Here is a 20,388-nt window from a genome sequence, read left to right as displayed (position 1 = left end):
GGTTCGCTGATTCCCGAGCGGCGGTCTACCCGCCGCCGGTTCCCGTTGACGATGTTGGTTCGCGCCCTGCCGTGACTCCGCTGCTCGGCGCGGCGAAGACGGGCTGGACTTGAGGAAGCGTGGTGATGACGTAGCCGAGCGAACGGTCGTTGCCCATGGCGCCGCAGTTGTCGCTGGTGTTGGTCATCGATTCGACACTGCTGCCGCATCGGTAGAGAACCTGGACATCCGGCCCGTCCGGCCGCTGAGTCCAGAGCTGGCCAAGCGAACCGATGACGGTTTTGCCTTCACAGTTCGTGTCGAGTGACACGAACTGGTCCGCGTCGTTCACGCACGCGGTCAGCGGCTGTGTCCCGGTCTGCGGAAGCAGCGGCAGGTACCCGTGCCGGAATTCGGCGTAGTACCCGGGCCGGGCGGCTTGCGTGGTGCTGAGGTGGTCGTAGGCGGTGTTGTTGTAGTACCGCACGAGTGGCGCGTAGGCGAGGGTGTAGCCGAGGAGTGATTCTTGGGTCGCGCCCCCGCAGTCGGCCTGGCGGCTGTCGAAATGCCCAGTCGACGAGGTGCACCGGTAGACCGGGATCGTGGGGATGTTGGTCGGCTGCTGGGTGTAGACGGAGCCGATCTCACCGATCTTGGTCTTGCCTTCGCAGGCCGCGTCGGTCGAGGTGAAGAAATCCGTGCCGGATTGGCAGGAGTACAGCACACGAGTGTTGGGCTGGGCGCCGTCGATGAGCATGCCCAGGCTCCCGTCGAACCGGTAACCGGCCGCGGGTGTGACACTCGTGCTCGCCGTTCGCTTGCGTCCTGCCCCGTCGACATAGCTGCCCAGCTGGCCGCCGTCGGGTGCGGGGAAGCTGCCGTATGTTCGGATGGTCGCTTCCGAGGCCATGCCGTAGTGGGCGTAGACCTCGTCGATCATGCCGGGGAAGAACTCGGCGGACTTGCCGTTGGTCTTGGCGCGGCCGATGGCGAAGGACCCGTTCGCCTGCCAGAGGACGACACCGTCCTTCTTGCCCGCGAACTGCCCGTCGACATACAGCCGGAGCTGACGAGCGGCCTGGTCGTAGACGCCGGTGAGATGTGTCCACCGGTTCACGACCGCCGGGTCGAACGAGCTGACGTAGGACACCGGTGACGCGTCGACGTCTTGGGCGGTCGTACCGAACGTCCACCGTCCGGCTTCCGGCCGGTACTGGAGAGTGAAGCCGCTCATCCGCGCACCGTCCTGCGACAGCACGGTCGCGACCTGATCGGTACGGGCGAGGTTGGCCCACGCGGACACGGTGAAACTGTCCTCCATGGCCAAACCTCGCTCGGGCGCGGTCGCCTGCCCATCTATGCCGTTCAGCTTGATCGCGGTACCGCTCACACCCGGCGCGAAGGACGCGCCACCGGTCGGGACGACGGCGTTGCCTCGCCAGCTGTAATCCTTGCCGGTTCCGTTGTCGAATCGCCAGGCACCGCCGTCTCCACGAGGTAGTTCGTCGTGCACCTTGCGGACTTCTCCGTCACTGAGCGCCTTGGAGAAGACGCGGACGTCGTCGATGCCCCTGGAGAAGAAATTGTTGTTGTTCCCGTTCCAGCGGGCGCGGCCGATGGTGAACGGCCCAGCGGACGGGATCGAGGCGACTCCGACCTGGATGGCGGACTGGACACCGTTCACGTAGAGCTTGAGCTGCCGGAACTGGGCGTCGTAGACCACGGCAAGCTGGGTCCATGCGTTGAGGACCGCGGGTTGGGCCGACAAGAGCGACGCCGCCGGTGGGTCGTTCTGATCGGCACTGGGCACCACGGCACGCCATTTCTTCGTGCCGCCGTCGTACTGGACGAGGAAGGCACTGACTCTGTTGCCGTCCTGACCGAAGACGCTGTAGTAGCCGTTGTCGGTTTTGGTCAAGTGCGCCCACGCCGAGACCGAGAAGCTCTTCGTGGTGTCGATGACCGCCCCGGTCGTTTCCGCGTAGCCGGTCGTCCCGTCCAGCCACACCGCCGGCCCGATCTTCCCGTCGGTCCAGCCCGCCCCGCCCTTGAGCGTCGCGTTCTTCCCTTGGCCGCTGACATCCTGGGCCGTCTGACCGGCCTTCTCATCGAAACGCCAGTAAGCGGCGTCAGCAGCCGGCAAGGTCGCAGGGCCGCCGTCAGCGGCGGGATACGACTTGTACAGCCCCGCCATCCTGTCCCTGTCAAGCGCTGACGTGTAGAGACGGGCATCGTCTACCTTGCCGGTCCAGAACTGGCTCGGCTTGTCCGCGGTCAGACCTCGTCCGATCTGAGCAGCGCCGGACGCCTGCCAGCGCCCGTTCAGAGTCCCGTCACCGACACGTTGTCCGTTGACATAAAGCCAGATTTTCCTGCTCTGCCGGTCATAGGTACCAGCCAGGTGCACCCAGGAATTGATCTCGGCGGGAAAAGTCGGCACCGCTGCTCTCGCGACTGCGTTGTCCGTGTCGGTCTCCGCCATCTCGAACACCCACTTGCCGCAGACGTTGGGATTCTCGAATTCGCCACCAAAGCAGGTCGCGTTCATCTCGTCGGCGACGTGCCCTAGCCGGAACTTGCTGGTCCGCTCGCCATCGATGCTCAGAGCCGTGAGCTTGGAGACGATGTCGGATTTACGGTCCATGTAGACCCACGCCGACGCGCTGAAGCTCTCGTCGGTCCGCAGGTCGACACCGGTGGTACCGACAGCGCCGGTCTTGCCGTCGAACTGGACGGCGTTTCCGACCCGGCCGGGCGCGAACTGTGTCCCGGGTTCGAGTGTTCCGGTGCGGGCGCCGGTGGAGTCGGCGACCTTGATGCCGCTGGATTCGTCGAGCTGCCAGTTGTGCACCAGCGTGAGGTCCTGGCCGGACATGGTGCGGATTTCGTCGGTGAACAAGGTGCGGCTGTAGACCTTGACGTCGTCGACCGCACCGCCGAAGTTGTCCAACCAGTTGCCCGCCCATTTGCCGCGGCCGATGTCGAACTCGGTGGTCGCGTTCCACCGTGCGGTGAACGTCGCGGTCCCGGACAGGGTGCCGTTCACATACAGCTGCATCTCACCGGTGTTGCTGTCGTAGTTGGCGGCGAGATGTGTCCAGACACCGGTCTGGACCGGCTGCGCCGAGCGCGCGCGGATGACCGCAGTCGGTGCGGTGCTGTCGGGGCCGTGCATCGCGAACGCCCACCGGTCATCGGCAGCGCCGGTGTAGCCGATGTTGAACGCGGACACGTTCTGCCCGCTCTGGCTCACCACGGCGCCCCAGCCAGGGGTTTTGTTGGTCATCTTCACCCAGGCGGCGACGGAGAAGCTCATGCTGCTGTCGATCGGCGCGGGTGCGCTGACGTGGTCGTCGATGCCGTCCAGATTCACCGCGAGATCGGTCTGGTCGGGGTAACTGGTTTGCCCGGCGACCCACTGGGCGCCATTCTTCACGGTTCCGTGTTTCGCCATGCCCGAGGTGTCCTGCGCGTCGCCGTCGAGCTTCCAGGTGGCGGCGGTGACGTTGTTCTGGGCGACGATGCCCTGGATCTCCGCGAGGTCGAGCGCGCGGCTGTAGGCACGCACCTCGTCGATCCCACCGGACCAGTAACCGAGCGGCGTCCCGTACTTCCCTCGCCCGATGGCGAAGGGGCCGGTGGCGTGCCACGGCGTGACCGGGGCCGGGACGCTCGCGACCTGCTTTCCGTTGACCATGAGCGTGAGGGTTTTGGCGGTCGCGTTGTACACGCCGGCCAGATGTGTCCACGGCACGGTCTGCACCGTGTTCGCCCCGGACCTGACCTCCGTCGCCGTGCCACCGGTGGCGTCACCCGGGTTCACGCCGAAGACCCAGGAACCGTTGTTCTGCTTGAGGTAGAAACCGCTCACCGCCGTGCCGTCCTGGGAGACGGCGGTCATGTCCCCGAGCTTGTCCGGTCGCACCCAGGCGGTGATCGCGTAACTCTGATCGGTTCGCACCACCGGCCCCGACGTGGCCGCGAATCCCTTGACCCCATCGAAAGTGGCCGCACCGTTGACCGCGCCCTGGGGAGCGAACCTGGCGCCCGGCTGGAGCACCGCCATCTCACCGCCCGAGGCGGCGTTGCGTGCGGTCGTCCCGTCCGCGTCGTCGAGATTCCAGTAGCCCGCGGTGACGTTGTCCCGCGTGACCGCGGACTTGACCTCCGCATCGGTCAGCACCCGGTCATAAGTGCGGATCTCGTCGACCGCACCGGCCAGGTAGTCCTTCCCGACGCTGTTGACGATGGCGCGACCGACCGCGAACTCGTGAGTCGCGGGCCACGGGGACTTCCATGCCGCACTGCCTTGCAAATCACCGTTGACATACAGCCGGATCTGCTGTGCCCCGGAGTCGTAGACACCAGCAAGATGAGTCCACGTGTTCGTCTGCGCCGGGGTGAGCGACGACACCGTCGTCGGCGCCGTAGCCGGGTCGTTACCAGGCCGGAACTCCAACGCCCAGCGATCGGTCGCGGTCCCGGTGTGCCCGAGCTTCACCATCGCCGTCGTCGACGCGTTCTGGCTCAGCAGCGTCGACCAGCCCGGCTTCTTCTCCGCGAGATTGACCCAGCCTGAAAAGGAGAAACTGGGGTACGTGCTCGTCGAAATCGGTGCCGTCGCGTAGTCGTCGACACCATCCAGCTTGACACCTGACCCGGTACTACCCGGCACATAGACGGGCCCGCCGTGCAACGTCGCGTCGCGGAACCCGAGTGTGGCGGTGTCCTTCGTGTTGCCCTCCAACGACCACTGCGCCAACGGACCGTTACCCGCCCGCACGTAGAAGTGGTGTGTCTGCGTCGGACTGTGGTGCCCGGCCCGGTCGACACTCTGCACATACAGGTCTCGTGGCCCGTCACCGGGCGGGGTCAGCTTCGCGTAAGCCTTACCGCCGAGCGCGACGGCGTCGACCGGCGTTGTCGGTGGGTCCGTCCAGCCGTACAGGTAGTGGTCGACATCCGTGACCTTGGTGGTCGCGTCGCTCGCATCGAACTCGAACACGTCCGGTACACCGACACCACCGTGCCAAGCATTGTCCGCCTTGTAGAGCGGCGCCGTCACCGTCGGCTTGATACCGATCCCCGTCCGGTCGACGATGAACGGGCCAGGCCCATTCCGCCAATCACCACCATCCGCGGAATCATGCCCCCACACCGTCCACGTGACACGTTGTCCATTCCGCTTCGTCAGATCGACATCAGTACTGTGATAGGCGCCCGATGCCTGGTAGATCGCCGGCGCACGCTGGTCCGGAGCGCCGCCGTAGATGTCCCACACCGGGCGGAGCTGGTCGTTGGCGTCCGGATCAGACAACCTGCTCAACAGCCGGATGGACGGATCCCCGACATACGGCACACCGTCACACCAGCGACACGGCGCGGGCAGCGGCGGATCGGTCCTCATGTCGTACGGCGGGTTCGGCCGCGTGTTGTAGGTGATCTGCAGGATCGTGCTGGGCACGTCGTACTTACGCCACGCGTCGGAATCCGTCTCGGACTTCCCCTTCAAGAAGTAGGTCGAAGGACCGTTCGGGTTGATGTAGAGGCCGACCGGGAATCCGACCGGTTTGTTCCCCGAGCAGGAGTTCCAGTTACTGGGAACCCAGACGGTGGAAACAAGATCCCCACCGGGCGCGTTGTTCCAGGTCGTGCCCCACCAGATGTTGTCTCTCGCGATGAAGAGCTCGTGTTCCTTGGGGCCGCAGTTCGGACCGTGCACCACGGCCGTGTTGAAATTGACCGTTTTGATTTCTTTTCCGGCAAGGAACGCCGTATCGAACTGGAAGTACGTACGAGCGAGGTCGATACTGCCGCATTCACTCCAGGTACATTTACCGACCTTCGCCCAGGCGTCTCCGTCACCCGTACCGTTGACGTAGGAGTCGTTGGGGTAGCCGCGGAACACCTTCGCCCACATGCTCTGCCCTGGCGATCGCATGTCCGGGTCAACCACCACGGGGTACCGCGTGCCCGGACTCGCCAGCATCGCGGCGTTCGGTGTCAACGTCATCGAGGAGCGATCGATCGCTACCTCGACCGGTGTGCTCGTGCTCTCGCGCCCTCTGGCGTCCCACATTGTCGCGGTCGGTGCGACGAATATCTTCTGCCCGGTGTCATCGACGGCCTGAACCCGGCCGGTTCCATCCGACGTGAGCTGCACGCCCTCCGTCTCGAGCGCGAGTTTGATCGACGACAGCGCGAGGTCACGCCCCGCCTCTGCAGTCTTGACCACGAAACGCTGGTTGTAGCCCTCGGCTTCTGCCTGCATCTCCAAGTCGACGCCAGGTAGTACCTCCCGGTATCTAGCCGTACCGCCGTCAAGATCAGGCTTCGGCAACGAGCCAGGCCACCGCAACGCGATGCTCTTACCGTTACGCGAGAATCGCACCAGCGGACCCTTGGCTCCACCAGCGGAAAACGCCACATCGGCTACAGCGGCCTTCGGCCTCACCGTGCCGTCCGGCACGGACGCCAGTGTCGTATCGACAGGAACCCAACCGTCGGCCTTACGGACCCGCACAGGCTGCGGCGACAACTGCGCCGTCAACGTCCCGTCAGGATTCGCCAGCACCTTCTTCGCCTCAGCGGTCTGATCAGCCACCCCGACCGGCGAGCCCTGCAACCGCGCCGCCGCGAACGCACTAGCGGCATCCGGCGCCTCCGCAACAGGGACCACCGCCGCAGGCAGTGAACTTTTCGGCGAGCTCGCCGTCACCACGACGACACCGGCCAACATCAGGAAGATCATGGGTAACGCGCGCAGCCTGAAGCCACGCGTCACTGACGGACGCATCATTGGAAAAGGACCCCCTCGGCCCGGTCAGCACGCGTCCCCGACGCCACGCGACCCACAAAGTCACCATGACTCTTCACGATCACTATCGAGTGAAGGAAGACTCCAACAGAGTGAACGATCATGAAGCGGGCTGCCCGTACCGATGATCCATGTAGGACATCCGCAAAGCCTCCCCGCCGGGCATTGTTGGGACTTTTCCGACTTATCGCATACTGCGTTACCGGAACCTCCAGTGCACCATCCGCACTACGGCAAGCGACGCGGCCGAAGAATTTGCCTCGAAAGCCGCCTGATCACAACCAGAGGCGTTCACCTACAGATAGCCACCGGCAAGCCCGCACAAGGCTGTCGAGCGCACCGCCATCACGAGTGCTGGCGCAGTAGCCGAAAGCTGCAAGCGATAGTCACGGCTGTACGTGTCGTCGCGCAGCAGCGACTGATCGCGGACCGTGGCCCATCGGGTCACAGCTGACCGGGTCGCCCCGGCATACACATAGACGGACGGACGGCACTCAACGCGGGCACAAGCAAGACCACTCCGATCAGAGCCGACGGCCACAGCAACCACGTCTTCTCTCACCAATTTTCCTGGAGCAGATCTGGAGCACGACGTCGGTTACAACAGCGCCCAACAACGATGAACCGCGTTGAACGAAGCACAACCGCGTTAGCCGACCAGCGGGTTCTCGATAACCGCAGGTCAGCGCCTTGCTTGATCCTCACTGGCAGTGAGGGGGTCAGGAGTTCGAGTCCCCTTAGCTCCACAGTGACGAAACACCGCCTACCTGGCAAGTTTGCCGAGGTAGGGCGGTTTTTTCGTTTGACCTCTATTTGAGAATTGGTGGGGCGAACTTCAGTTACTGTTCAGTAGCTGGAGCAAACCTGGAGCAGGCCATCCCACCCACGTCAACTGGGGTCACATCTTCTGCTCCAGCTGTGTAACCCGACTGGATAGTTCTCCTCGGGAGCGCCCGCAGCGTGCGGCTCCACCCCACGTCGATGAGCTGCAGATTCCCTCGGATTAAAAGTCCGCAGCTCAGCCATGTTGCCTAGGACGGTTGATTCCAAGGGGTGTGGGGCCTGGTGGGCTTCCCCCGTTCGCCGGACACGGCGGGGGTGGGGTCAAGCGGTCGCGTCGGGCGGCGTGTGGAGAGCCTCAAACGTGACCGGGGCGTGCATCCCGATACTGGAATGGCGCCGTTTGGGGTTGTACCAGCACACTATCCATTCGAATATGGCGTTGGCAAGCTGGTCGCGGGTTTTCCATTGTTTGGTGTCGAGTATTTCGAGTTGGAGTGTGCCCCAGAAGGATTCCATCATGGCGTTGTCGTAACAATCTCCGACCGTCCCCATTGAAGCGAGTAGCCCGGCGGCGCGGAGTCGTTTCCCGAACGCCCATGAGGTGTATTGGGAACCGTGATCGGAATGTAATATGGTGGTGTTGTTCTCCGGGTTGCGGCGCAGGATGGCCATGCCGAGCGCGTCCGTGACTAATTCGGTGCGCATATGGTGCGCGATGGACCAGCCGATGATGAGCCGGGAATAGGCGTCCATCACCGCCGCGCAGTAGAGTTTCCTTCCTCGGTGGGGTGCTCGGTGATGTCGGTGATCCACAACCGGTCCGGGGCATCCACGGTGAACTGGCGGTTGACCAGGTCTGGGCTGGGATCCACGTGTGGGTCACGGATCGTGGTCCAGGTGCGCCGGCGCCGGTAGAGACCCTGGATCCCGGCCTCACGCATGAGCCGCTCGACCCGTTTGCGGTTGACCGGAAACCCGAGCCCGAGCGTCAGTTCCGCGTGCACCCGCGGAGAGCCATAGGTGCCTCGTGAATCGGCATGAATTTGTTCGATGTATTTCAGCAGCAACGCGTTCTCTTCCTGGCGCGCCGAGGCCGGCCGGTCCCGCCATTCGTCCTAGCCGGAACGAGAGACGTGCAACACCCGGCAGGCCACCGCGACATCGATACCGTCCGCGGCGAGTTCATGGACCAGCGGGAACGTTACTTTGGGAGGATGTTCTCCCGCGCGAAGTACGCGGCCGCGCGTTTCAGGATCTCATTCTCCAGCTCAGCTGCCGGTTCTTCCGGCGCAGCTCGGCAAGTTCCCTTTTCTCGGTGCTCGTCAACTTCGTTGTCGAGCCGTTCTCGTCGGCGTCGGCCTGAGCCATCCAGTTCCGCAGACAGGACTCGCTGATCCCGAGATCTTTCGCCAGCGCGGCGACCGGTTTGTCGCCCAGACGGGCCAGCTCGACGGCACGCCGACGAAACTCAGGCGGGTCTGGTGCAGGCACCAGAACATCCTCCCTGGTGACCGGCGGTCACCTCAGGTGAGGTGTCCGGACAACCGGAGGAAGCTCAGTGACCGTCGCGATGATGAAGGCTTCGTCGTCAGGGCTGATCAGGCGGGGACGGCCACCCGCCCACTGAGGGTCCAGACAGGCCAGGCCCATGTCGTTGAACCGGTGGATCACTTCCCGGATCGCGTCCTCGTCGCCCTAGACCAGGCCGGCGATAGCGGAGACGGTGTTTCCGCTGGCCGAAGCCATGATCACCATCGCCCGCCGCAACCGGATCGGCGAGCCGGTGCCTCTACGCACGATCTTCTGCAGCCGCTGACCTTCCTGGTCGGTCAACCGACGCGCTCGAACTCGTTCCGCCATCCACCCAGACTGGCACCTCACGATCACCACGCCTGAACATCGACCGGCGTGTCGCCAACCCGGCCAACGTTCATGGACACAGCACTAGCTCGCACCGACCGTCCCAGCCCAACCCGGCCAACTACGCTGACAGGGCGCCCGGTTTCGTCACCATGTTGTCCAGATTACGGCCGGTGCCGTGGTCGAGGAGTTCTCGGACGCGGGCGGCGAGGCGGAGTTGGTGACCGGAGTAGCGGCGGTGTCCGTCGGTGGAGCGTTGTGGTGTGAGGAATCCGGTTTCGTCGAGGCTGCGCACCCGCTTCGCGCACGACCTGGTTGACCTCGATGATGAATTTGTGCCCGGTCCACCGAGCCTCCCCAAAGGGCGCGCGGGCCGGACGGTCGAAATTTCGGGAACCAACGCTGTGCGGCGCGCTTGACGGCGGAGTGCCGATCGAATTTGTGTTCTTTTCCATAGTTCCCCTTCAATTCAAGCACGGCCTCGCCACTGAGGCCATCTCCCTTCCGGGTGAGTCCTGTGATCAGCGGCGAACCCGCTCCGTAAGCGGGAGGAAGAAGTCAGGAAGTACACGGATCGCCAGGTTCGAAACAATCCCCGCAGAAGACACTCGGCCTCTGGAGAGTCGGAGCGAACAGCCCGTATGGGCCTACCGCCCCGACCGTCGAACGACTACATTTTTATTGGGAGTCCGGCGGAGCGACCTCGCAGGATGGACGCTGAGGCGCCTGGGGCGCGCTCCGGAGCACCGATGACAAGCCGACGGCACCCCGGAGCGGCTGATCGAATGCGGTTGCGTTCCCGCGGAGTACCCGCATCACATGCCACGGGCGGAACGGACCGCGATCCGACCGCCTGGCATCGACATTCCGCGCCAGTAGTCCGAGGCGTCGCAGTCCACGCACGAATCGGGCATGGCCGCGCACGTCACGCGTTCCCACAATGCAGTGGAGGTAGACAATCATGAAAATGTTCGACTCTCAAGAATTGCGCATCGGCGAGGACGGCAGCCAGGACGTCGGTCCGCTGACTGAAGCGGTGCGGTGGATGCGCGCGGAGTGCGACCGCATGGTGGGGTTACCCATAAACCTCGACTTCGATTACCGCCCGCTGGCGGATCTCCTGGCCGTGCACGGCAACAATGCGGGCAACCCGCGCGTGGAGAACGAGTTCCGGATCGACACCAAACCGTTCGAGGTGGCGGTGCTGGACTTCTTCACCGCTCTGGCCGGGGGTGATCCGTCCCGGGTGTTCGGGTATCTCACCAGCGGGGGAACCGAGAGCAACATATTCGCGGTGTGGGTGGCGCGGGAGCGCCACCCCGACGCCGTGCTCTACGCCTCGGCGGAGGCGCACTACTCGTTCCCGAAGCTGGCCAGGTTGTTGCGGATGCCCTACGTCACGGTGCGAACCCGGTCGGATGGCACGATGGACAACACGGCGCTGGTCCGGGAACTGGCCCGGCACCCCGGCCGGGCCGCCGTGGTCGCGGTCACGATCGGCACAACCGGCCGCGGCGCGGTAGACGACCTGCCCGGGGTGCGCAAAGCGCTCGCAGCGGCGCAGGTCGAGCGCGGCTGGGTGCACTGCGACGCCGCGTTCGGCGGCATCCTGGCCGAGTTCGGCGACGAGGCGATCCCGTGGAACCTCGCGTCGGGGGCCGACAGCGTCGCCATGAGCGGACACAAGGTGATCGGCTGCCCGGTGCCCTGCGGTGTGGTTCTGGTGCCGGAGGCCGATGTCACGATCATCCGAAGGGAAGGGGTCGCCATCGGTTCCGACGACGACACCATCACCGGTTCCCGAGATTCGCTGGCACCGGCCCTGCTGTGGTACGAACTCCGAGGTCTGGGCAGGAGCGGGCTGGCCGAACAGGTGCGCCAGTGCCACCGAACCGCCGCCCACGCCCAGCGCAAGCTCGCCGAGATCGGCCGCAACCCGACCCGAGCGCGCGGGGGGACCATCGTGCTGTTCGACCGGCCCTCGAAAGATTTCTGCCACCGCTGGCACCTGGTCCGCGACGAGGAGCACGCGGCGTTGGTGGTTATGCCCCACGTCACCGAACGGCTGGTCGACACGTTGTGCGAGGAGCTGGCTGCTTCCGCCTGAAAGCCGGTGGACCCCGGGAGAGACGCGGACCGCGTCTCTCCCGGGGTCCACCGGCTTTCAGGGCTTTCGGACGATGCCCTCCTGCATGATGAAGTCCACTTTGCCCATCATGTCGATGTCCTCGATGGGGTCACCGGGGACCGCGACCAGGTCGGCGACCGCGCCGGGCCGCACGTGGCCGAGTCCGGGCTGCCGCAACAGGTCGGACGCCACCGACGTCGCGGCTTTGAGGATCCGGTCGGTGGCGATGCCGACGCGCGCCATCGCGGTGAATTCCCGCCACGTGTCCTCGTAAGGGATGACGCTGGCGTCGGTGCCGAAGGCCAGCAGCACGTCGCTGTCGGCAAGGTGGCCTGTCGAGGAGCGGATCGCCTCCGCGCACTCCTCGAACTTGGTGCGCATGCTGTCCGACTTGCCGTCCCAGAAGTCCTCGTCGTCGAGTCGGTCGAGGTGGTGGAACATCGTGTACAGCGTGGGCACCAGGTAGACACCGCGGTCGGCAAGCAGCGCGAACGTGTCGGCCCCGACCATGTTCGCGTGTTCGACCGAGCGCACCCCGGCGCGTACCGCACGGCACACCGCTTCGTCGTTGAAGGCGTGCACGGCGCAGGGCAGGCCCAGATCGGTGGCGGCGGCGACCAACGCGGTCATCTCCATCTGGGTGTAGGTCACCGCGGCCGGATGGTCCGACGGCGTACCGAACCCGCCGCTGGCAGCGAACTTGATCCAGTCGGCGCCCGCCCTGACTTGTTGACGGACCTGGGTGAGCACCTCGGCGGTGCCGTCGGCCAGGGTCCCGACCTCGATGGTGAACCGCTTGGTCAGTTCCGATTCCTTGTCGCCGTGCCCGCCGCGGGCGGAGATGATGTTAGGCGCGGTGAGCAGGCGGGGACCGATCACGATCCCTTCCTTGACCGCTTCGCGCAGGTCGATCGTGGCGGGGTAGTCGGCGCTGCCCAGGTCGCGCACCGTGGTGAACCCGTTGTCCAGCAGCGCCCGCATCGCCGGGAGCGCCCTGAGGGTCTGCTTTCCGATGGAGGCGGTGTTCAGCGCCTCGTCCAACACGTGCACGTGGCAATCGATCAGACCCGGGAGCAGGGTGTGTCCCGGCAGGTCGATGCTGCCCACCGCCGGCGACACGGCCACCCGCGCGCCGACCTGCTCGACGCGGCCCTGTCGCACCAGCACCCGCGCTTCGACGGCCGGGTGCATCCGCTCCCCGTCCCACAGGCGGTCGGCGGTCACCACGAACTCGTCGTGACCGGTGTCACGGGGGCGGGTCGTGGTGGACGGCCGACCGGGTTCCGGCCGGTCCACGACCTCGGTGGGCGACAGCGGCCGGTACTGCTCGTGCCGCCAGACGTCGCCGGGGCCCGGGTTGTCCGGGAAGGTCTTGCCACCCAGGCAGTGCAGCACTCCCCAGGCCGCGTTCAGGCCGGAAGTCATGGCCTGGTTGAGCCACCCGGTGGACCACGCCACGTCGTCGCCCGCGAGGAACAGCGGGTTGGCCGGTTCCCCCGGCACCGCCGCCGTGCCCGTGGCGTCTTTCATGAAGTGGGAGAACAGGTCCCACTGGTAGGGGTATTCCCCGGGCCGTGAGAACCGGCAGATGCCCTTGAAGTTGCGCTGTCCTTCCCAGGAGATCGTGCAGGCGGCGCCCGCGGCGACCTGGTGGCGCAGTTCCTCGGCCATCTCCGGGTGGATCTCGCAGAGTTCGCCCACGAACGCCGCCACCCGTTCCTCCAGGGTGGAGGAACCGACCTTCATGGAGTCCTCGGCCCAGGTGAAGCTGAGCACGAGCACCGATCGCCTGCCGCCCGGTTCCCTCGGCTCGCCGAAGTCCATCGTGTAGGTCGCACGTGGCAGCCGGTCGGTCAGGGTCACCCCGTCGAGGCTGGTTCCGGTCCAGAACGGTGTCTCGGTCACCAGGAGGGTCTTGGCCGACTGCCAATAGCTGAGCCTGCGGATGGCCCGCAGCAATCTGGGCCCGAAGGGCGCCGGGCCGCCCGGGCGCAGCGGGCGGACCTGCACGGAGGTCTCCAGCACGTGCAGTTGCGGGGTGAAGACGACGGCGGGGAACCAGTCCGCGCGGCCGTCCTCGTCGTGCACGACCACGCCCTCGGCTGCGTTTTCGCCGACCTCCAGGGTGACCACCCCGGGCCGTGGCGCGCCGTCGTTGACCTCGGCCAGGCTGGTGAAGCGGCCGTCGGGCAGACCGGTCCGGTGATTCCAGAAGCCCTCGGCCACCGCGCTCATGCCTTCGCGCAGGTGGAACACCTCGGCGCCCTCGGTGCACAGGAGCAGCCGCATGATCTCGGTGAAGGCGAGTTCGAAGAAGCAGTCCCAGGCCGCCGTTGCCACGCCCGAGGTGCCCAGCACACGGGCCTGGTCCCAGGTCAGCCCGGCGCCGTCGGGATCGAGCAGGAAGCGGTGGAAGGTCCACTGCTCGTAGCGGCCGAGCAAGGCCGACCACAGCCGTCGGATCTCCTCGGGCTCCCGGTCCGCCACCGCCCGGCGCAGGTCTGTGAGGCCGATCCGCTCCAGCGCCGCCAGCCACTGGGTGTGTGCCTGCCGGAACACCTCGCTCTCGGGGTACAGGTCGGTGACCTCGTGCACGGTGTGGGTGCGACCGTCGATGTCCAGGACGGTGCGCGGGGTGGTGTCCGCGACATACTCGTCGCGGAAGGATTGCCAGTGCAGGCCGAACCTGTCGGCGTAGTGCCGCAGCAGCCGGGCGGAGTCGGGGACGCGCATGCACCCCAGTTCCACCACCGCGCTGTCGGCGGGGGCCAGTCGCAGGGAGTACATGCGCCCGCCCAACCGTCTGCCCCCTGGGCCGTCCGGGGAGCGTTCGGCCTCGTAGAGGATCGGGATGCAGCCCGCGCGAAGCAGCTCGTAGGCTGCGGTCAGCCCGCTGCCACCGGTCCCGATCACCGCGACCCGGGTCCCCAGGACGCTCGTCGGCAAACGGCCGATGCGCCGCCCGTCGGCCACGTGGGCGGCATAGTCGAAGGGGAAGTCGACCTGCAGGTCGGCCGCGGGAGGTGTGCTCACTGGGTCGCTCCTCGAAATGGCGCCGGCCAGGTGTGCACCGGCTCGTTGGTGGTGCACAGTTCGTCGTAGCGGTGAACCAACTCGTGCAGCGCCCGTTCAGTGGACGACCGCCGCCGCAGCGCCTCGAAGGCGCGCTGCTGCCACCGCGCGCCGGTCCGCCCGGTGGTGGCGCGGCATCGCACCACCGACAGGTACCGGTCGATCTCGGCGTGGTCGACGCCGAGTGCGAGCAGCCCGTCGGCTGCCACCGGGATCAGCTCGCACACCAGCTCGGCGGCGGGGAGCAGCCGCACACCATCGGGAAACGGCCACCACAAGAGCGCCTGGGGACCGATGGCCGCGGCTCGGTAGAAGTTCTCCTTCGCGGCGACGAAGGGCAACGCGGTGGTGAACCCGCTCCCGGCAGTGGTCAGATGAGTGGTCAGGCCGACCAGGAACGCGGTGTTGGCCGCCATGTCCACCGGGGTGGGACCGGAGGGCAACGCGCGCGCTTCCACCCGGACGCTGCCCGCCGGGTCGTACACCGGGCGGTTCCATCGCCATACGGTGCTCTGGTGCAGGCGCAGCTCGTCCAGGCGCGGGTTGTGGCCCCGCTGCAGCGCCGTCAGCGGGTCCTCGTCGGACCACTGGGGAACAAGGACCTCGTGGTCGCGCACCAGGTCCTCGAAGATGCCTGCGGTCCCGTGCGTCCACCCCGATCCGAAGGATACGCGGGGCACGGCCCCGGCCGCGGTGGCCGCGGCGTGGTCGCCCATGCCCTGCTCGTAGAGCGCGATCCTGGTCTCCTGCCACAGCCGCTGCCCCAGCAGCAGTGGCGAGTTCCCGGACACCGCCAGCAGCGGCGCCGTCGCCAACTGCACCGCGTCGTAGGTGATCGCCAACTGCTCCGGGACCGCGGTGATGTGGACCTGCCACGAGCAGCAGGCGGCCTGGACCGCGATGGAGTCCGCCTCGATGGCGCATTCGTCCGGTCCGCTGATGTCGATGCGGAACGGTCCGTCCCGAAGGCGGCGCAACTCGCGGTCGAGTACTCGGTACCGGAGCACGTCGGTCATCGTGTCGCTGCCGAGGTCGCCCAGGCGCAGGGTCGGCAGCATCCCGATGGGCAGCGCGAGTGCCCCGAATTGCCTGCCGACGTCGGCCAGCAGTCCCAGAACCGCCTCGATCTCGGTCTGGATGCCGGTGAACGGCCTGCCCGCGAAGCGCCTGGGGGTCAGGTTGAGCTCCAGGTTGAAGCTGCCCACCTCGTGGGTGAGCCGCTCGTCGCGGGCCGCGGCGATCACCGCGAGGTTCACCGGTGCCGGAGTGCCGTCCTCGGTGATGAGGAACATCTCCAACTCGGCGCCGACCTTATCGGCGGGTTCACCGAAACCGGGCCGTCGCAGCACGGTGTCCAACACGAACAGCGAGTCCTCCAGACGACGGCGGAAAATCTCGCGGTCACCGTCCGCGAACGCCTCGGCGCCGATCCGCGCTCCCATCGGGTGTGCCGCTCAGCCGGCTGCGGCGAAATGCCACAGGTTGCCGAGCATCGGTTCCACTCCCGGTGCGCTGCGGATCACCTTGTCCGCTTCCTCGCCCGCGGCCAACGCGAAATCGATGACCTCCACCGCGCCGTCGATGACCTCCGCGGGCGGTTCGGCGTACTGCTGCAGGTAGGAGATCAGCAGGTCGGGAACGTCGCTGTCGGACAAGACGTCCAACAGCGTTCCGCACGCCGCGGTCCACAACAGGAAGTCGGTCCGGGCGACCAACGCCGCCTCACCGGCGCCCGCGTGCAAACCCATCCAGGAAAGCATGGTCGCGGCTTCCTGGATCGCGGGCGGCAGCGGCTCCCGTCGCAGGTCCTCCACGTCGAGGCCCACAGCGGCTGCCACATCTTTCACCAGGAAGCGCCTGGCCTTGAGGATCGTGTCGGCGACGTGGACGAACAGGCTCGCGGGCACCTCGTGCCGGAACCGGATCGCCAACAGCGGATAGGCCGCGAATTCCGCCTCCTGCGTCTGGAACTCGACCTGCAGCAGCCTGTGTATCTGCTTCTTGTCAAGCCTCCCGTTCCGCGCGGCAACAATGAACTCATTGTTCTCCACATGATTCTTGACCGAGATGTCGAGCTTGTTCACGATCGCACTGGCATCCACTGCGGTACCTTTCTGCACATCGAGCGTCAGAACACGTCCAATCAAGCAAATTCCTCTACCGAGTCGACGTCGACACGAACAGGCAGTTAGAGGGATCTAATATGTTTTGTTGAATTTGCCGCTTCTGCCTGCATGATTTCATTGACCATCGGCACGCAAAAGAAACGGGGATTCCGACGTCGACACGACGACAAAGATTGTCACCTCGGTCAATCCCCGCGCGCAAGCCTTCATTTTGGCTCGCCCTATTTTACGTGCGCCGTCCGAAAAGTATTTCGCCAGTAGGGCCATGCACTCGCCAGCGGTTCGAGTTTCTCATTGTTTTGCTTATTTCACTTGCGTCCAACCACCTTTCTTCCTGCTCTTGCATGAACCCGTTTCAACTTCCCGAAACCTTCGCTCAAATCGTCGATGCAGTCGGACCCGCTACCCAGGAGATTCTTCCTCCGCATTACGATGCGGCCTTCTTGCGGGCCGTTCACCTTCCAGTGAATAGACACCACAGACGTACGTCAACCCTTCACGAAGTTTTCCCTGTTGAACATGTTGAACCCACCGCCGCCCGCGGTTTGAAAATTTTCAGCACCTTTAAAGTGTCCCGCGTGGTGAGTCTGCGGAGTATCTTGCGGCAGGTGCGAGCGACTCCGCGGAAGTGGCTGACTTTGCGTTCGCAATGCAGGGTGAGGCGTCGGAGGCGGCATGGCCGTAGGCCTTGTCGGCGTACAGCTTGACAGAAGACAAGCTCACCGAGTTCCGCGCGTTCGGCCACCGCGGCCGGAGCCACCGATGACCATCGCGATGTCACGGCACCCTGCTCATCGGTGTGCTGCGTGCTTCCGAGATCGGTGCCGGCACCGGCCGGCGCGACGGCGACGGCCGATACCGGATTCCGAACCGGTCACCACCGCTACGCGAGGACGGTAGGCGTTATCTTCTGTCATCTTGTGCACACCGTTCTCGCCGCGGTCTCCCTCCGGCGGCTAGGGCGTGTCCTGGGGATCTTCATCGGAGGTGGAGGACGATGCTGGCGAGGATGATTTCGGCGCGGTGGTAGGCGGCTCGTTTGGCGTATCGTGTTGCCAGGCCCCGGAATTGTTTGAGCCGGTTGAAGCATCGTTCGACGACGTTGCGGAGCTTGCAGAGGTCGGGGTCGAAGGCCGGTGGCCTGCCACCGGCCTTGCCCTTCGCCTTCCGGCGGGCGATCTGGTCGGCGCGTTCGGGAATGGTGGCCTTGATCCTGCGCTCCCGCAGCGCCTGTCGGGTGCTCGGGTGGGTGTAGGCCTTGTCGGCCAGCGCCCGCCCGACCCGCACCCTCTGCCCGTCCACGTCGATGTCACGGATGTCATCCAGCAGCGGAAGCAGTTGCGGGTTGTCCGCGGCCTGCCCTGGTGTCAGGATCACCGCCAACGGCAGACCGGCGGCATCGACAGCCAAGTGGATCTTGCTGGTCAGTCCCCCTCGTGATCGTCCGAGGCACTCGCCGTCGATGGCGAGCTCTTCGATCCAGTCCGCGCAGCCCCTTTTTTCCGGGCGCCGACCGCGTGCTGGTGGGCCCGGACGCTCGTGGAATCGACACTGATCACAAACTCGATGTTGTCCTCGAGCGTCCCGAGTGAGTCGTCTTTGACGATCACGTGTTCCAGGATCCGGTCCCAGGTTCCGTCCGCGGCCCACTTCCGTAATCGCTCATGCGCGGTCTTCCACGGCCCATACCGTTCAGGCAGGTCACGCCACGGCGCACCCGTCCGCTCATGCCACAGAATCGCGTTGATCACCTGCCGGTGGCTACGCCACCGCCCACCCCTGCGACCTGTCTCCACAGGCAACAGCGGCGCAATCGTTGCCCAGGCCTTGTCTGTCAGCTCACCGCGTCCGACCACACACCATCATCTGCACACGATCATGAGAAAGATCCGCAGGACACGCCCTAGTCGGTGCCGCATTCTTCGCCCTGGCGTGTGGGATTGTCCCAGCCTGGATCCGGCTCGTGGTTCGACGTCGGCGCCACGGTCCCCGCCGGACGGCCATGAAGACAAAGGCCGGGAAATAACCGTGACCGATCGAGTCCGGCCAACCTCAGAAGAGCTGACGATGATCGCTTCCGCTGTGTTCGGCGCATGGCACAGTCCTCGTCATGGCGCTGGACGACCTGCCGGACTGGCTGCCGGGCTGGTGCGTAGCTCATCTGGGAGACGAGCCAGTCAGCGTGGTGTCCGCAGAGCGGTCGATATCGGCGGTGTTCGCGATGCGGCTGGCCGATGGGCGAGGACGTCGTGGTGAAGGCACAGCCGGATGCCGGGCGGGCCGCCTCGTGCGTCGCCGTGCAGGCCCAGCGCCCAGGCCCTCGTCGAGAATGAGGATCTCGGGGTCGATGGTGGTCACGACGCCGAGCGCAAGGCGTACCCGCATGCCAGCGAAGTAGGTACGCAAGGGCAGGTGCAGGTAGTCGTCGATCCACTTCTCCATCTGTCTGCGATTCTTTCCCAGGAACAGGCTCCGGATCAGGATGTTCTCGCGGCCCGAGACCTCGGGGTCCAGCCCGACGCCGAGGTCGAACACGGGCGCGATCCGGCCGGCGACCCGGGTAGCTTCCGCGGGTCGGCTCGTGGATGCCGGACAGCAACCGCAGCAAGGTCGACGTGCCGGCGCCGTCGTGTCCGACCAGGCCCACGCGGTCACCTTCAGGGACAGAGTGATGTCCTGCAGTGGCGCGACGGCGTAGGTGGCATCGCCGGGGCCTCACGCCGCAGCTATTCCGGCCCAGAACGTCAACCTTCTCGCGCGGTCAAGATCGTGGTCGTCCGTGGCTGTCTCGAGCGGGATGCCGCGTTCCCGAAATTGGTCAGCACGGTGGTGTGGTTGACGCCCAGGTGTTCGCCCACTCGCGCAAGGACCAGCCGAGGTTGTAGAGGTGGATGGCGTCGTCGACCTGCTCCGGCGACAGCCCGCGCCGCCGCATCGGCACGTCGTGCCGTTTGAGGTGAGTGCGGTGGCCACTATTGATCGTCGCTCTGCCGAAAGCCCGGCAACACACTGCCTGGCTTCTTGCCCTTTACTTCGCTCAACATCAGGAACGGCTGCACCACTAGAGACGAGGCCGAGGGCGGAAGCCATGATCATCAGCCCTAGCTCCGCCTCTCAGCCACGATCTCCTTGAACCGCTCGACGTCTTCCTCGGTGATCGACATCAGCCAGCCGCTCTTGCGCGCGTCACGTACGTCCTGGTATAGATAACTCCTCTCCCACCCGGAATCGAACGTGTACGACTCCTCCATGCTGTACCCCTGAGGACTCTTCCACGTCCGGATGACCTGCCGCGCGTCGTCCAATGAAGACTTGTCGTCAGCCAGCCAGGCAAAGTAGCTGTACCTCCCGTCGGATGGTTCGTAACTGACGCCACGACCGCTCTGGATCTCTACGAGACTCAATGCCAACCTCGCTGAGATCGCGCGTGCCTCGGTCTCGAACTGACCGGACTCCGCCTCGATCAACTCCGATGTGGCGGACCACGATGCCGCTTTGGTGTACACCTCATCGTGCCGCCCGTCCTCGTCCACCCACCGACGGCAAATCTGCGTCGGCCCAAGTCCCAGGTCGTTGCCCCTGATGGAAATGGCGTAGTACTGGTACTCAGGACTCACCTGAAC

At 65.6% G+C, this 20,388-nt stretch carries 11 protein-coding genes and 3 pseudogenes; 1 reads left to right on the top strand and 13 read right to left on the bottom strand.

The features are described 5' to 3' along the window. Positions 1-25 precede the first annotated feature (25 nt). The 7 genes and pseudogenes from P3102_RS07465 to P3102_RS07440 all read right to left on the bottom strand — a co-directional run. Complete coding sequence (locus P3102_RS07465; RefSeq protein ID WP_276367641.1) at positions 26-6,730, bottom strand: LamG domain-containing protein; 6,705 nt, start codon at positions 6,728-6,730, stop codon at positions 26-28. Positions 6,731-7,900: 1,170 nt separating this feature from the next. After that, entirely contained in the window at positions 7,901-8,332 is a 432-nt protein-coding gene (locus P3102_RS07460) for an IS3 family transposase (protein ID WP_276367639.1), read from the bottom strand. After that, complete coding sequence (locus tag P3102_RS07455; protein WP_276367638.1) at positions 8,332-8,646, bottom strand: IS3 family transposase; 315 nt, start codon at positions 8,644-8,646, stop codon at positions 8,332-8,334. The genes P3102_RS07460 and P3102_RS07455 overlap by 1 nt, the downstream gene beginning before the upstream one ends. A 181-nt stretch (positions 8,647-8,827) precedes the next feature. Then, the gene (locus P3102_RS07450; RefSeq protein WP_276367636.1) at positions 8,828-9,070 is read right to left on the bottom strand and encodes a transposase; all 243 of its coding nucleotides are present in this window, start codon (positions 9,068-9,070) and stop codon (positions 8,828-8,830) included. Positions 9,071-9,097: 27 nt separating this feature from the next. Continuing rightward, positions 9,098-9,250, bottom strand: coding sequence for a helix-turn-helix domain-containing protein (locus P3102_RS37795; RefSeq protein ID WP_346660166.1), 153 nt, complete (start codon positions 9,248-9,250; stop codon positions 9,098-9,100). Positions 9,251-9,274: 24 nt separating this feature from the next. Further along, positions 9,275-9,439, bottom strand: coding sequence for a hypothetical protein (locus tag P3102_RS07445; RefSeq protein WP_276367634.1), 165 nt, complete (start codon positions 9,437-9,439; stop codon positions 9,275-9,277). 172 nt (positions 9,440-9,611) lie between these two features. Further along, positions 9,612-9,752: pseudogene (locus P3102_RS07440) on the bottom strand (MerR family transcriptional regulator); the annotation flags it as partial. 654 nt (positions 9,753-10,406) lie between these two features. Between P3102_RS07440 and P3102_RS07435 the strand changes: the two are divergent. Beyond that, positions 10,407-11,546: a histidine decarboxylase gene (locus P3102_RS07435; RefSeq protein ID WP_276367633.1), complete on the top strand. Its 1,140-nt coding sequence runs from the start codon at positions 10,407-10,409 to the stop codon at positions 11,544-11,546. Positions 11,547-11,603: 57 nt separating this feature from the next. Here the strand turns inward: P3102_RS07435 and P3102_RS07430 are convergent, their stop codons facing one another. From P3102_RS07430 to P3102_RS07405, 6 genes and pseudogenes are all read right to left on the bottom strand, one after another. Continuing rightward, positions 11,604-14,600, bottom strand: coding sequence for an amidohydrolase family protein (locus P3102_RS07430; RefSeq protein ID WP_276367631.1), 2,997 nt, complete (start codon positions 14,598-14,600; stop codon positions 11,604-11,606). Continuing rightward, positions 14,597-16,081, bottom strand: a complete 1,485-nt coding sequence (locus P3102_RS07425) for a hypothetical protein (protein ID WP_276367629.1) — start codon at positions 16,079-16,081, stop codon at positions 14,597-14,599. The genes P3102_RS07430 and P3102_RS07425 overlap by 4 nt, the downstream gene beginning before the upstream one ends. Before the next feature lie 12 nt (positions 16,082-16,093). Continuing rightward, positions 16,094-16,741: a hypothetical protein gene (locus P3102_RS07420; protein ID WP_276367627.1), complete on the bottom strand. Its 648-nt coding sequence runs from the start codon at positions 16,739-16,741 to the stop codon at positions 16,094-16,096. A 1,002-nt stretch (positions 16,742-17,743) separates the two neighbouring features. Further along, positions 17,744-18,621 (bottom strand): annotated as a pseudogene (locus P3102_RS07415) (IS5 family transposase). Between the two features lie 451 nt (positions 18,622-19,072). Beyond that, a pseudogene (locus P3102_RS07410) lies at positions 19,073-19,447 on the bottom strand (ATP-binding cassette domain-containing protein); the annotation flags it as partial. 419 nt (positions 19,448-19,866) lie between these two features. Beyond that, positions 19,867-20,382, bottom strand: a complete 516-nt coding sequence (locus P3102_RS07405) for a hypothetical protein (protein ID WP_276367626.1) — start codon at positions 20,380-20,382, stop codon at positions 19,867-19,869. Positions 20,383-20,388 lie beyond the last annotated feature (6 nt).

The organism is Amycolatopsis sp. QT-25, assembly GCF_029369745.1.
Classification (GTDB): domain Bacteria; phylum Actinomycetota; class Actinomycetes; order Mycobacteriales; family Pseudonocardiaceae; genus Amycolatopsis.
Note: the sequence above shows the minus strand (reverse complement) of the source record. Positions and strands in the feature narration are given on the sequence as shown.

Excerpts from the sequence above, each read along its gene's own strand:
- P3102_RS07435 (WP_276367633.1), top strand. The coding sequence starts at position 10,407 with ATGTTCGACTCTCAAGAATTGCGCATCGGCGAGGACGGCAGCCAGGAC.
- P3102_RS07445 (WP_276367634.1), bottom strand. The coding sequence starts at position 9,439 with ATGGCGGAACGAGTTCGAGCGCGTCGGTTGACCGACCAGGAAGGTCAG.
- P3102_RS07460 (WP_276367639.1), bottom strand. The coding sequence starts at position 8,332 with ATGGACGCCTATTCCCGGCTCATCATCGGCTGGTCCATCGCGCACCAT.
- P3102_RS07465 (WP_276367641.1), bottom strand. The coding sequence starts at position 6,730 with ATGATCTTCCTGATGTTGGCCGGTGTCGTCGTGGTGACGGCGAGCTCG.
- P3102_RS07425 (WP_276367629.1), bottom strand. The coding sequence starts at position 16,081 with ATGGGAGCGCGGATCGGCGCCGAGGCGTTCGCGGACGGTGACCGCGAG.